The organism is Streptomyces griseicoloratus, assembly GCF_014534645.1.
In the GTDB taxonomy this organism is placed as follows: Bacteria; Actinomycetota; Actinomycetes; order Streptomycetales; family Streptomycetaceae; genus Streptomyces; species Streptomyces griseicoloratus.
The window spans coordinates 39,993-55,452 of sequence record NZ_JACVQF010000193.1 but is presented as its reverse complement, the minus strand read 5'-3'; the positions used below and the strand labels follow the sequence as shown (position 1 = coordinate 55,452).

Here is a 15,460-nt window from a genome sequence, read left to right as displayed (position 1 = left end):
GCCGGGCGCCGACCTGTCCCGCACGGTCGGCTGGTTCACCAGCCTCTACCCGGTCGCCGTCGACCCCGGCGCACACGACACCGACCCCGGCACCGCCCTCAAGACGGTCAAGGAGCAGCTGCGCGCCGTCCCCGACAAGGGCATCGGCTACGGCCTGCTGCGCCACCTCAACCCCGGCACCGCCCCCGAACTCGCCGGCCGCCCCGAACCGCAGATCGGCTTCAACTACCTCGGCCGGTTCGAAGCCGCCGGCACGGCCGCCGAACGCGCCGAGGACTGGGCCGCACCGCCGGAGGCCACCGAGACCCTCGGCAGCGGCGGGCACGAGCAACGGCCCCTCACCCACGCCCTGGGACTGAGCGCGGTCGCCCAGGACCGCCCCGACGGGGTGCACCTCGTCGCCATCTGGTCCTGGCCCGGCGCCCTGTTCACCGAACAGGAGATCGGCGACCTGGCGGACCTGTGGTTCCGGGAACTGACAGCGCTCGCGCAGTGCGCCGAGCGCCCCGAGGCCGGCGGCCTCACCCCGTCCGACGTGGACCTGCTGCAGCTGTCGCAGGACGAGATCGATGAATTCGAGAGTGATCTGAGCTGATGGAAGGAAACAGCACGGTGACGAAGCCTGGATTCGTCGACATCTGGCCGCTGTCCCCGCTCCAGAAGGGCATGCTCTTCCACGCCCTCTACGAGGACGGGGACCGGGACGGGACGCGGGGCGAGGACGTCTACGTCATCCAGATGGCGCTCGACCTGCGCCGCGACCTGGACACCGCCGCCCTGCGGGCCGCCGTGACGGCCGTCCTCGGCCGGCACGACAACCTGCGCGCCTCGTTCCGCAACCGCAAGAGCGGCGAGCCGGTACAGGTCGTCCTGCGCGACGCGGACCCCGACTGGTCCGAGACCGACCTGAGCGGACTGCCCGGTCACGAGCGGGAGGAGGCGCTGCAACGCCTGCTGGACGCCGACCGCACCCGCCGCTTCGACCTCAGCCGCCCCCCGCTGCGGTTCTCGCTGGTCAAGCTGGCGGAGAAGGAGTACCGGTTCGTCCTCACCGCCCACCACATCCTGCTGGACGGCTGGTCCATGCCGCTGGTGCTCGGCGAGCTGATGACGCTGTACACGGCCGGCGGGGACACCTCGGCCCTGCCGCCGGTCGTGCCGTACAAGGACTACCTGGGCTGGCTCGCCCGGCAGGACCGGGGCGCCGCCGAACTCGCCTGGAAGCAGGCGCTCGACGGGGCCGAGCCCACGCTCGTGGCCGGCGCCGGCGCGGGCAGCGCCCTGCCGGTGACCCTGATCAAGGACGTCGGCCCCGCCCTGACCACGGCGCTGACGGAGCGGGCCCGCTCGCTCGGACTGACCCTCAACAGCGTGTTCCAGACCGCCTGGGGCATGGTCCTGGGCGGGCTGACCGGCCGCGACGACGTCGTCTTCGGCGAGACCGTCTCCGGTCGCCCGCCGGAGCTTCCCGGCGTGGAGAAGATGATCGGCCTGTTCATCAACACGCTGCCCGTGCGGCTGCGCCTGGACCCCGCCCTCACCCTCGGCGAGCAGGTGCGGGCGCTGCAGGACGGTCAGGCGGACCTGCTCGCCCACAAGCACCTGGGGCTCTCCGAGATCCAGCAACTGCTCGGCGCAGGGCCGCTCTTCGACGCCATCACGATCTTCGCCAACTACCCGGTCGACACCGACTCGCTCCAGGACTCCGCCGAGGGCATCGGTGCCGTCGCCGCCACGACCCGGGACGCCACGCACTACGCCCTCAACCTGGAGGGCACCGTCCGCGGCGACCGCATGACCGTGCGCCTGGACCACCGCCCCGACCTGTTCACCGAGGGCGCCGGGCAGGAGATCCTGGACCGGCTGATCGCCGTACTGACCGCCTTCGCCACCGACCCACACCGGCCGGTGGGCACCGTCGGCACGTTCACCGCCGCCGACCGCGCACGGCTGCTCCGCGCGGGACGGACCGAGCCCGCCGCCCCCGGACCCGCCGCCCCGGAGCAGGGCGCGCAGGCGGCAGGGGCGGGCGGCGCCGACGCGGAACGCGAAGCGCTGCTGTGCCGGCTGTTCGCCGAGGTGCTGGGCGTCGAGTCGGTCTCCGTGCACGACAGCTTCTTCGAGCGCGGCGGAGACTCCATCAGCTCCATCCAGCTGGCCCACCGCGCCCGCAAGGAGGGCATCGCCCTCAGCCTGCGGGAGATCTTCGAGCACCGCACGGTCGCCCGCCTCGCCGCGCTGGCCGGGACCGCCGGCGCGGCCGAGGCCACGCCGGAGAACGGCCCGGACGACGGCATCGGCCCGGTGCCGCTCACCCCGATCATGCACTGGCAGGAGAGCCACGGCGGCCCGGTCGACGCGTTCAACCAGACCATGACCGTGCCCGTGCCGGCCGGTCTCGACGAGGCGCACGTACGGGCCGCCGTGCAGGCGCTGCTCGACCACCACGACGCGCTGCGCCTCAGGCTCGGCCGGACCCCGGACGGCCACTGGAGCCTGGAGGTCGCCGAGCGGGGCGCGGTCCGCGCCGAGACCTGCGTCCACCGGCACGTCCCCGCCGGCGAGGACGACGAGGCCGCGCAGGTCCGGGCCGCCACGGCGCGGCTGGCACCGGCCGAGGGCCGCATGGTGCAGGCCGTCTGGTTGGACGCCGGTCCCGCCGCCGAGGGCCGGCTCGCCCTCGTGGTGCACCATCTCGCCGTCGACGGCGTGTCCTGGCGCATCCTGCTGCCGGACCTTGAGGCGGCACTCGACGCCGCACGCACCGGCACCGCCGTCCGCCTCGAACCGGTGGGCACCTCCTTCCGGCGCTGGGCGCGGGAGCTGCGGCAGGAGGCGCTGAGCGAGCGTCGTACCGCCGAGCTCGACCTGTGGCGCGCCGTGCTGGACACCGACGACCCGCTGCTCGCCGACCGGCGCACCGACCCCGCCCGCGACACCCTGGGCGTGGCCCGCCGGCTCACGGCGGTCCTGCCCGCCGCCGCCACCGAGGCGCTGCTCGGCCCGGTGCCCGCCCGGTTCCACGCCGGTCCCGAGGAGGCCATGCTCACCGCGCTGGCGCTGGCGGTCGCCCGCTGGCGGCGGGAGCGGGGCCGCGGCGACGGCAGCGCCGTCCTCGTCGGTCTGGAGGGACACGGCCGTGAGGAGATCGTGCCGGGCGCCGACCTGTCCCGCACGGTCGGCTGGTTCACCAGCCTCTACCCGGTCGCCGTCGATCCCGGCGCACACGACACCGATGAACTGTTCAGCGGCGGACCCGCCCTCGGCGCCGCGTTCAAGACGGTCAAGGAGCAGCTGCGGGCCATCCCCGACAAGGGCATCGGCTACGGCCTGCTGCGCCACCTGAACCCCGGCACCGCCCCCGAGCTGGCCGGCCGCCCCGAGCCGCAGATCGGCTTCAACTACCTCGGCCGCATGGGCACCGCCGACCCCGCCGAACAGGCCGCCGCCGACACCGTGCGGGTGCGCGACCTCACCGGCGCCGGCGACGCCGGAATGCCGCTCGGCTACACCCTGGAGCTCAACGCCGCCACCGTCGACCACCCCGAGGGCCCCCGGCTGACCGCCTCCTGGACCTGGTCCGGCGAGCTGCTGAGCGAGGACGAGGTCCGGGAGGTCGCCCGGCTGTGGTTCGCGGCGCTGGAGGCCCTCGGCGCACACGCCGTCCGGCCCGGTGCGGGCGGCCTCACCCCCTCCGACCTGCCCCTGGTCACCGTCACCCAGGACGAGATCGACCGGCTGTCCGCCGCACCCGGCGGCCTCGCCGACGTCCTGCCGCTGTCGCCGCTCCAGCGCGGCCTGCACTTCCACGGCCTCTACGACGACACGGTCTCCGACGTCTACACCATCCAGTCGGCGCTCGCCCTGGACGGACCGGTGGACACCGGCGTGCTGCGCCGCTCGGCCGAGGTCCTGCTGCGCCGCCACGACAACCTCCGGGCCTGCTTCGTCACCGGCGCCTCCGGCGAACCCCTCCAGGTCGTCCCGGCCGAGGCCGAACTGCCCTGGGCGGAGGCCGACCTGAGCCACCTGTCCGGCGCCGCCCAGGACGAGGAGCTGGCCCGGTTGCTCTCCGCCGACCGCGGACGGCGCTTCGACCTCGGCAGCCCGCCCCTGCTGCGCTGCACCCTGGTCCGGCTCGGCGAACAGCGGCACAGGTTCGTCCTGACCGTCCACCACATCGCGCTGGACGGCTGGTCCCTGCCGCTGCTGGTGGGCGAGCTGTTCGAGCTGTACGGACGCGGTGGGGACCCCGCCGGGCTGCCCCGGCCGGTGCCGTACAAGGACTACCTCGCCTGGCTCGCCGCCCAGGACCGCACGGCCTCCGAGGAGGCCTGGCGCTCCGCCCTGGCCGGCCTCGACGAGCCGACCCTGCTCGCGGCCGAGGCCCAGGACCGCGACCCCGTCGCCCCCGAGCGGCTGCAGACGGAGCTGCCCGAGTCCTTCGCGGCGGACCTCGTGGCCCGCGCCCGCGAGCACGGGCTGACGGTCAACACCCTGGTGCAGGGCGCGTGGGGCATGGTGCTCGGCGCGCTCACCGGCCGCGAGGACGTCGTGTTCGGCGCCACCGTCTCCGGCCGCCCGCCGGAGCTGCCCGGCGTGGAGAAGATGATCGGCCTGTTCATCAACACGCTGCCGGTGCGGATCGCCGCACGGCGCGACGACACGCTGCTCACCCTGCTGCGGCGGGTCCAGACCCAGCAGGCCGGCCTGCTCGCCCACCAGCACCTGGGCCTGGCCGAGGTGCAGCGGCTCGCCGGCCTCGGCGAACTCTTCGACACCGTGCTCGTCTTCGAGAACTACCCCGTCGACTTCGAGACCCTGGAGTCCTCCGCGCAGGAGCTCGGCGTGGTCGACGCCCAGGTGCACGACGCCATGCACTACCCGCTGGCGCTGGGCGTCGCCCTGCGCGGCACCCGGATGAGCATGACGTGGCAGTACCGGCCCGACCTGTTCGCCCACGCCGACGTCGAGGCCGTCGCGGACCGGGTGCTGCGGCTGCTCCGGGCCTTCGTCGCCGACCCCGCCCGCCCGCTCGCCGGCCTGGAGTTGGTCTCCCCGGCCGAACGCGCCGTCATGACCGCCCCGGGAACGCCGGCGGGCGCCCCGGCGCGACCCGCCACGTTCCCCGAGCTGTTCGCCGCCCGGGTCGCCGCCGCCCCCGGCGCCCTCGCCGTGGACGCCCCCGGGCTCCGGCTCGGTTACGCGGAACTGGACGAGCGCGCCAACCGCCTCGCGCGGCTGCTCGTGGCGCAGGGCGCCGGCCCGGAGCAGACCGTGGCGCTGGTCCTCGGCCGTTCCGTGGAGTCCGTGGTCGCCCAGCTCGCCGTGCTCAAGTCCGGCGCCGCCTACCTGCCCGTGGACCCCGAGTACCCGGCCGACCGCATCGCGTTCATGTTCCGCGACGCCAGGCCCGGCGCGGTCCTGACCACCGCGGCCCACCGTGCCGCCGTGCCCGAAGGGGCCGTCGCGCACATCACCGTCCTCGACGACGCGGACGTCGCCGCACGGCTGGACCGCCTGCCCGGCACCGCCGTCACCGACGCCGACCGGGTGGCCCCGCTGCGCGTGGACCACCCGGCGTACGTCATCTACACGTCCGGCTCCACCGGCGTGCCCAAGGGCGTGGTCGTCACCCACCGCGGGCTCGCCGACTTCGCCGCCGCCGAGCACGAGCGGTTCGACGTCACCCCGGACAGCCGGGTCCTGCAGTACGCCTCGCCGAGCTTCGACGCCTCGGTGATGGAGCTGTGCATGACCCTGCTCGCCGGTGCCGCCCTCGTGGTGCCCGAGCCGGGCCCGCTCGCCGGCGACCCGCTGGCCGGCATCCTGGCCGGCCGCGGGGTGACCCACCTGCAGATCCAGCCGGCCGTCCTCGCCACCCTCTCGCCGGAGGCCGTGCCCGGACTGCGCAGCCTGGCCGTCGGCGGCGACACCGTGCCCACCGACCTCGTGGACCGGTGGAGCCGCGGCCGGCGCTTCGTCGTGGCCTACGGCCCCACCGAGGCGACCGTGGCCACCACCCTGTCCGAGCCGCTCGCCCCCGGCAACGGCACTCCGCCCATCGGCCGGCCGGTGCCCGGCAGCCGCGCCTACGTGCTGGACGCCGCGCTGCGGCTGGTCCCGCCGGGCACCGCCGGTGAGCTGTACCTGTCCGGAGGCGCGCTGGCCCGCGGCTATCTGCGCCGGGCCGCGCTCACCGCCGAGCGGTTCGTCGCCGACCCGTTCGGCCCGCCCGGCGCGCGCATGTACCGGACCGGGGACATGGTGCGCCGCCGTGCCGACGGCACGCTCGACTTCGTCGGCCGCGACGACCAGCAGGTCAAGATCCGCGGCGTCCGCATCGAACTCGGCGAGATCGAGACGGTGCTGGCCCGCCACCCCGACGTCGAGCGAGCCGTGGTCGTCGTCCACGAGACGCAGCCCGCGGTCAAGCGCCTGGTCGCCTACGTCGTCGGCGCGGACGGCCGGACGCCCGACCCGGAGGCGCTGACCGCGCACGTCGCCGCCGCGCTCCCGGCACACATGGTGCCCGCCCTGTGCATCCCGCTCGACGCGCTGCCGCTGACCGTCAACGGCAAGCTCGACCGCAAGGCCCTGCCCGAGCCGGAGGCCGCCCCCGCCGCACTCACCCGCGAGCCGCTCAACGACACCGAGGCGACGCTGTGCACGCTGTTCGCGGAGGTCCTCGGCGTCGAACGGATCGACGTGGCGGAGAGCTTCTTCGCCGCCGGCGGCGACAGCATCAGCTCCATCCAGCTGGTCAGCCGCGCCCGCCGCGCCGGACTCGCCTTCAGCCCGCGCGACGTGTTCGTCCACCGGACCCCGCAGGCCCTCGCCGAACTGCTGCTGGGCCGCGAGGAGGAGCCCGCGGCGGATGCCGCCGAGCCCTCCGACGGGGTCGGTGACGTGCCGCTGACCCCGATCATCCACTGGATCCGGGAACGCGGCGGCTCCATCGACCGCTTCAACCAGACCATGTCGCTGCCCCTCCCGCCGGGCACGGACGCCGCCGCCCTCACCGCCGCCCTGCAGGCCGTGCTCGACCACCACGACGCGCTGCGCATGAGCCTGTCCCGGCTCGGCGCCGACTTCGGCTGGTCCCTGGAGATCGCCCCGCCCGGCACCGTACGCGCCGAGGACTGCGTCCACCGGGTCGACGCCGCGGCCCTGCTCGCCGCCGGACTCGACGAGGCCGAACTCGACGCCCGCGCCGTCGCGGAGACCACCGCGGCCCAGTCGCGGCTCGACCCCGAGGCCGGCGCGATGGTGCGCTGCGTCTGGTTCGACGCGGGCACCGACGCCCCCGGCACCCTCACCCTCGTGATCCACCACCTCGCCGTCGACGGCGTGTCCTGGCGCATCCTGCTGCCCGACCTGGAGGCCGCCCTTCAGGCCGTGACGGCCGGCCGCAGCGTCACCCTGGAGCCCGTCGGGACCTCCTTCCGCGGCTGGGCCCGGCGCCTGACGGAACTGGCCGCGCAGCCGGAGCGGATGAGCGAACTGGCGCTGTGGCGGGACGTCCTGGACGGCCCCGACCCGATGCTGACACCCCGCCCGCTGGACCCGGCGCGGGACACCTTCGGCACCGCCGCACAGCTGACCCTGCGCCTGCCCGCCGAGTACACCCGGCCGCTCCTCGGCCCCGTCCCGGCGCGGTTCCACGCCGGCATCAACGACGTGCTGCTGACGGCGCTCGCCGTCGCCGTCGCCGACTGGCGCCGGCGCACCGGGCGGGGCACCGGCACCGACGTCCTGATCGACCTGGAGGGCCACGGCCGCGAGGAGATCACCGACGGCGTGGACCTGTCCCGCACCGTCGGCTGGTTCACCAGCCTGCATCCGCTGCGCCTCGATCCGGGCCCGCTCCCCGACGAGGAGCTGTGGTCGGGCGGACCGGCGGCGGGCACGGCCCTGAAGCGGATCAAGGAGCAGCTGCGCGCCCTGCCCGACAACGGCATGGGCTACGGCCTGCTGCGTCACCTCAACCCGCAGACCACCCAGGTCCTCGCCCGCTACCCGCAGCCCCAGATCGGGTTCAACTACCTCGGCCGCCTCGGCACCGCCGAGGAACCCGGCACCACCGAGCCCGAGGTCAACCGCGACCTGTCCGGCGTCGCCGAGGCCGCCATGGCCCTGCCGCACGCCCTCGACGTCACCGCCACCGCCGTCACCCACCCCGACGGCCCCCGCCTGACCGCCACCTGGATCTGGGCCGGGGAGCTGTTCTCCGACGACGACGTGCGCGACCTCGCCGAGAGCTGGTTCCGGGCGCTGCGCGCCCTGGTCGACCACGCCGGGTCGGCCACCGGCACCGGCGGCCTGAGCCCCTCCGACCTGAGCCTGGTCACCGTCGACCAGGACGAGATCGACCGCCTGGAAGCGGCCACCGACGGCCTGGCCGACGTCCTGCCGCTCTCCCCGCTCCAGGAGGGCCTGCTCTTCCACGGGCTCTACGACGAGCGCGGCGCCGACATCTACACCACGCTGTTCGCCTTCGACCTGCGCGGCCCCCTGGAGCCCGCCCGCCTGCGGGACGCCGCCGGCGCGCTGCTGCGCCGGCACGACAACCTGCGCGCGGCCTTCCGCCCCGGCGCCACCGGTCAGTCCCTCCAGGTCATCCCGCGCGACGTCGAGGTGCCCTGGCGGGAGGTGGACCTCAGCGCCCTCGACCCCGGCACGCGCGAGCGGGAACTCGAACGGATCACCGCCGAGGCGCCCGCCGAGCGGTTCGACCCGCGCACCCCGCCGCTGCTGCGCTTCACCCTGGTCCGCACCGGCCCCGAGACCCACCGGCTGCTGCTGGCCAGCCACCACATCCTGTTCGACGGCTGGTCGGGCCCCGTCCTGATCGGTGACCTCTTCGAGCTCTACCGCAACGGCGGGGACGTCACGGCCCTGCCGCCCGTGACCCCGTACAAGGAGTACCTCGCCTGGCTCGCCGGACAGGACCGGGCCGCCGCCGAGGAGGCCTGGCGCGACGCCCTGGCCGGCGTGGACGAGCCCACCCTGGTCGCGCCCGCCGACCCGGCCCGCGAACCGATGCGCCCCCGCGTCCGCGAACTGACCCTGTCGCAGCGGGCCACCACCGCGCTCACCGCCGCGGCCCGCCGCCACGGCGTCACCAAGAACACCGTCGTCCAGGCCGCCTGGGGCCTGCTGCTGGCCGGGCTCACCGGCCGCGACGACGTCCTGTTCGGCGAGACCGTCAACGGCCGCCCCGCCGAACTGCCCGGCGTCGAGACCATGGTGGGCCTGTTCATCAACACCCTGCCGGTACGGGTGCGCATCGAGCGCGGCGACTCGCTGCTCGACGTGGTCACCCGGCTGCAGGAGCAGCAGTACGGGCTGCTGCCGCACAAGTACCTCGGCCTGACCGACATCCAGCGCATCACCGGCACCCAGGCACTGTTCGACACCTCCACCGAGTTCAGCAACTACCCCGTCGACAAGGAGAACCTGGAGGAGACCGCGGAGGGCCTCGGCATCGTCGACGCCCGCATCCAGGACGGCACGCACTATCCGCTCGCGCTCGGCACCGCGGACAACGGCACGGCCCTGACCCTGCGGATCGACTACCGGCCCGACCTGTTCGACGACGACACCGCCCGCGCCCTCGGCGAGCGGCTGCGCGGCCTGCTGGAGACGTTCGCCGACGACCCCGGCCGGCGCGTCGACTCCCTGGAGACCCTGACCGCGGCCGAGCGCCACACCCTGCTCGTGGAGTGGAACGACACCGCGGCCGACGTGCCCGGGCAGTCCGTGCCCGAACTGCTGCGGGCCCGCGCGGAGCGCACTCCCGACGCCCCGGCCGTCGTCTTCGGCGACGTGACGCTCACCCACCGGGAGCTGGACGAACGCTCCGACCGGCTCGCCGGCCGGCTGGCCGGCCTCGGTGTCGGCCCCGAGACCCCGGTCGCCGTGCTGATGGAGCGCTCCGCCGACCTGCCCGTGGCCCTGCTCGCCGTCCTCAAGGCCGGCGGCGCCTACGTGCCGCTGCGCGAGCGCGACCCGCTCGCCCGGCAGCAGCAGGTCGTCACCGCCACCGGCGCACCCGTGGTGGTCACCGACGCCGCCCTCGCGGACCGGGCGGCCCGGCTCGGCATCCCCGTGGCCGGCGCGCACGAGGACGCACCGGGCGCCGCCCCGCGGCGCACCGTCCTGCCGGAGCAGCTGGCGTACGTGATGTACACCTCCGGCTCGACCGGCGTGCCCAAGGGCGTGGAGATCACCCATCGGGACATCGTCGAGCTGGCCGCGGACCGGCGCTGGCAGGGCGGCGCGCACCAGCGGGTGCTGCTGCACTCCCCGACGGCGTTCGACGCGTCCACCTACGAGCTGTGGGTGCCGCTGCTGAACGGCGGCACGGTCGTCGTCGCCCCGCCCGCGGACCTGGACGTGGCCGGCCTCGGCCGGCTCCTCACCGCCCACGACGTCACCGCCCTGTGGCTCACCGCCGGGCTGTTCCGCCTGGTCGCCGAGGAGGCACCGCACAGCCTGGCGGGCGTGCGCGAGGTGTGGACCGGCGGCGACGCCGTACCGGCCGCCGCCGTGCGCAGGGTGCGCGAGGCCTGCCCGGACACCGTCGTCGTGGACGGCTACGGCCCCACCGAGTCCACCACGTTCGCGCTGTCCCACGCGCTGGCCACCGACGCCCCGGTGCCCGCCCGGATACCCATCGGACGGCCGCTGGACAACATGCGCGTGTACGTCCTGGACGGCGCGCTGCGCCCGGTCCCCGTCGGCGTCGTCGGCGAGCTGTACATCGGCGGTGCGGGGCTCGCCCGCGGCTACACGGGCCGGCCGGGCACGACCGCCGAGCGGTTCGTGGCCGACCCGTTCGGTCCGGCCGGCTCCCGGCTGTACCGCACCGGAGACCTGGCCCGCTGGACGGGCGAGGGCGTCGTGGAGTTCGCGGGCCGCGTCGACGAGCAGGTCAAGCTGCGCGGCTTCCGCATCGAACCCGGCGAGATCGAGGACCGCCTCGGCCGCCACCCGGCCGTCGCCCAGGCCGCCGTCGTCGTCCGCGAGGACCGGCCCGGTGACAAGCGCCTGGCCGGGTACGTCGTCGCGGCGGCCCCCGTCGAGCCAGGGGAACTGAAGGAGTACCTCGCCGCGGAACTCCCGGACTACATGGTGCCGTCGTCGCTGCAGCTCCTGGACGCGCTGCCGCTGACCGCCAACGGCAAGGTGGACCGCAGGGCCCTGCCCGCACCGGAGCTCGGCGGCTCCGCGGAGCGCCGCGCCCCGCGCGACGCACGGGAGGAGACGCTGTGCGCCCTGTTCGCCGACGTCCTCGGGGTGCCCGAGGTCGGCATCGACGACGGCTTCTTCGACCTGGGCGGACACTCGCTGCTGGCCACCCGGCTGGTCAACCGGATCCGCGGAGCGCTGGGCGCCGAGGTGCCGGTACGGGCCGTGTTCGAGGCGCCGACCGTCGCCGCGCTCGCCACCCGGCTCGGTGAGGCCGAGACCGCCCGGCTGCGGCTCGCCCCGGCCGAACGGCCGGCCCGTGTGCCGCTCTCCCACCAGCAGCGCCGGCTGTGGTTCATCGACTCGGTGGAGGACACGGCCGGTTCCTACAACATCCAGCTGGCCGTCCGGCTGCTCGGCGACCTGGACGTGCCCGCCCTCCAGGCGGCCCTGAGCGACGTGGTGGAGCGTCACGAGACGCTGCGCACCGTCTTCCCCGCCGAGGGCGGCGCGCCCCACCAGCGGGTGCTCGACGCCGGCGAGGCCGCCTGCGAACTGGAGACCCGCACGGTCACCGAGGACGAACTGGGCGACGCGCTCGCCGAGTCGGCGGCGTACGCCTTCGACCTGGCCGCCGGCCTGCCGCTGCGGGCCCGGTTGCTGCGCCTCGCCCCGCGCGAGCACGTGCTCGACCTCGTGCTGCACCACATCGCGGCCGACGGCTCCTCCCTGGCGCCGCTCGCCCGCGACCTCGGCACCGCGTACGCCGCCCGACGGGCGGGCCGCGCACCCGGGTTCGGGCCGCTTCCCGTGCAGTACGCCGACTACGCGCTGTGGCAGCGCCGGGTCCTCGGCGACGAGGGCGACCCGGACAGCCCGTTCGGCCGGCAGCTGCAGCACTGGCGCACCGCGCTGGCCGGACTCCCCGAGGAACTGGAACTCCCCGTGGACCGGCCCCGGCCCGCGGACGCGGCCAGCCACGGCGGCCGTGTGCCGCTGGTACTGCCCGACGCGGTGGCCGAGGGCGTGCACCGGCTGGCGTCGGAGAGCGGCGCGAGCCTGTTCATGGTGCTGCACGCCGCGGTCGCGGCCCTGCTCCACCGGCTCGGCGCCGGCACCGACATCCCGGTCGGCACCGTCGTCGCGGGCCGCGGCGACGAGGCCCTCGACGATCTGGTCGGCTTCTTCGTCAACACCCTGGTGCTGCGCACCGACCTGAGCGGTGCCCCCGGCTTCCGGGAACTGGTGGACCGGGTGCGCGCGGCCGACCTCGCCGCGTTCAGCAACCAGGACGTGCCCTTCGAGCGGCTGGTCGAGGAGCTCAATCCGCCGCGGGTGCTCGGCCGCAACCCGCTGTTCCAGGTGGCGATCAGCCTGGAGAACAACGAGGAGGCCCGGCTGGAGCTGCCCGGCCTCACCCTGGCACCGCAGCCGACCTCGGCGGACATCGCCAAGTTCGACCTGTCCTTCTCGTTCGGGGAGGTGCCCCGCGACGGCGGCACGAGCGGCATCGGCGGCGAACTGGAGTACAACAGCGCGCTGTTCGACCGTGCCACCGCCGAAGCGTTCGCGGATCGTCTGACCCGGCTGCTCGCCGCGGTCGTCGCCGACCCCGCCGGCAGCATCGCCGACGTCGACCTGCTGTCGCCGCACGAGCGGTCCCTGCTGGCGGAAGCCAACGACACCGGCCGGGAACTGCCGGGCGGGACGATCGTGTCGCTGTTCGAGGAGCGGGCGGCCGAGCTGCCCGGCGCACCGGCCGTCACCGGAGGCGGGATCACCCTCGGCTACGCCGAACTGGACGCGCGGGCCGGCCGGCTGGCCCGCCGGCTCGCGGCCGCCGGGGTCGGCCCCGGCGACCGGGTCGCGATCCTCCAGGAACGCTCGGTCCATCTGGTGGTCGCCACGCTCGCCGTCCTCAAGGCGGGTGCCGCCTACGTCCCGCTCGACGTGCGCTACCCGGTGCCGCGCCTGGAGCACATCGTCGCGGAGACGGGCTGCGCCGTCCTGCTCACCGACGAGGCCCTGTCCGGCGTGGAGTTCAGGCACACCGCGCAGGTGCTGCGGGCCGACCTGGAGGCCGACGGCCACGACGACGGTCCGGCCGGTCCGCCGCCGGGCGGGCCGCGCCACCCCGACGAGCTGGCCTACATCATGTACACCTCCGGTTCGACCGGCCGGCCGAAGGGCATCGGGATCACCCACGCCAATGTGGTCGCGCTGGCCGCCGACACCCGCTGGCGCAGCGGTCACGAGCGGGTCCTGATGCACTCGCCGCACGCCTTCGACGCCTCGACGTACGAGATCTGGGCCACCCTCCTGGGCGGCGGGCAGCTCGTCGTGGCGCCGCCCGGGCAGCTGGACGCGGCCGGGCTGCGCCGGCTTGCCGGGGAGGAGCGGCTGACCGCGGCCTTCATGACCACGGCGCTGTTCAACCTGCTCGCCGAGGAGGACCCGGCCTGCTTCGCCCCGCTCAGCGAGATCTGGACCGGCGGCGAGCAGGTCTCCCCGGCCGCCTTCCAGCGCGTCCTGGACGCCTGCCCCGACACCGAGGTGGTGCACGTCTACGGCCCGACGGAGACCACGGTGTACGCCACCTGCCTGCCGCTGCGCGCCCCGTACCGCACCGGGCGCAGCATCCCCGTCGGGCGGCCGATGGACAACATGCGGGCCCACGTCCTGGACGACCGGCTGCGGCCCGTCCCGGTCGGCGTGGCGGGCGAGCTGTACCTGTCCGGGGCGGGCACGGCGCGCGGTTACGTGGACCGCCCGGGGCTGACCGCGGAGCGCTTCGTCGCCGACCCGTTCGGCCCGGCCGGCGGGCGGATGTACCGCACCGGCGACGTGGTGCGCTGGGACGCCGAAGGACGCATCGAGTTCGTCGGGCGCGCCGACCACCAGGTGAAGATCCGGGGCCTGCGCATCGAGCTCGGCGAGATCGAGACCGTCCTGCAGGACCAGCCGCAGGTGTCCCGCAGCCTGGTGACGGTCCGCGAGGACCGGCCCGGCAGCAAGCAGCTGGTGGCGTACGTCGTGCCGGTGCCCGGCGCGGACACCGCTGGCCTGCGTGAGCAGATGGCGCGGCGGCTGCCGGACTACATGGTCCCGGCCGCGTTCGTGGCACTTCCCGAACTGCCGCTGAACACCAACGGCAAGGTCGACCGCACGGCGCTGCCCGCCCCGGACTTCGGTCCGTCCGGCAGCGGCCGCGGGCCGCGCAACCCGCGCGAGGAGCTGCTGTGCCGGCTGTGGGCGGAGCTGCTGAAGCTGGACCGGGTGGGCATCGACGACAACTTCTTCGAACTCGGCGGCGACAGCATCATCTCGCTCCAGCTCACCAGCCGGATCCGGTCCGTCCTCGGTGTGGACCTGTCCAACCGGGCCCTGTTCCAGGCCCCGACGGTGGCGTCCCTGCTGGACCTGATGGGGGCCGGCAGCCGGCCGGACGACTCCTTCGAGGTGGTCCTCACCCTGCGCGACGGGGGAGAGGCGGCCCCGCTGTTCTGCCTGCACCCGGTGGGCGGGGTCAGCTGGATGTACTCCGGTCTGCTGAGGTACGTGGACGGCTCGCACCCCGTGTACGGCATCCAGGCCCGCGGACTCGCCCGGGACGAGCCGCTGCCTCGCTCGGTGCCGGAGATGGCGGACGACTACGTGGCGCGCATCCGCGAGGTCCAGCCGTCCGGCCCGTACCACCTCCTCGGGTGGTCGATGGGCGCGATCCTCGCCCACGAGGTCGCCGTCCGGCTCCGGCAGCAGGGACAGGAGGTCGCCCTGCTCGCCAACCTCGACCAGGTGCCGATGAGCGCCGAGGACCTCGACGGCGAGTACACCGAGGCCGACGAGCAGAAGGTCCTGCTGGCCCTGCTGGACTTCGTCGGCCGCGACCCGGGGATGTTCGGGGACGGTCCGCTGCGGCACGAGGAGGTGATGGCGGTGCTCCGCGAGGAGGGCAGCGCCCTCGCCACCTTCGACGAGGAGCACATCATGCGGATCGGCGCGGTGAACAACAACAACTGGCACCTGACGATCGGTTTCGAACCCGGCGTCTTCGACGGCGATGTCCTGCTGTTCGTGGCCACCCGGGACGAGGACCACCCCGAGGACAAGACCGCACGGTCGGTGGCCCGCCTCAGCCGCTTCGTCACAGGTGCGGTGGAGGTCCGCGAGGTCGACTGCGAGCACCGCCAGCTGCTCCAGGCCGGGCCCGTCGCCGAGATCGGCCGTGCCCTGAACGACCGGCTCCGCGGGCGCTGACCACCCCGCA

General features: G+C 74.9%; 2 protein-coding genes. Both read left to right on the top strand.

Annotated elements, in window-relative coordinates; translation table 11 throughout:
* Nucleotides 1-595, top strand: a 595-nt coding sequence (locus tag H0H10_RS18570; RefSeq protein WP_188182122.1) for a condensation domain-containing protein, incomplete at its 5' end; no start/stop codon positions are given.
* Complete coding sequence (locus H0H10_RS18565; RefSeq protein ID WP_188182121.1) at nucleotides 595-15,450, top strand: non-ribosomal peptide synthetase; 14,856 nt, start codon at nucleotides 595-597, stop codon at nucleotides 15,448-15,450. The genes H0H10_RS18570 and H0H10_RS18565, both read left to right, overlap by 1 nt.
* Nucleotides 15,451-15,460 lie beyond the last annotated feature (10 nt).

Coding starts and splice junctions, on each gene's coding strand:
- H0H10_RS18565 (WP_188182121.1), top strand. CDS start 595: ATGGAAGGAAACAGCACGGTGACGAAGCCTGGATTCGTCGACATCTGG.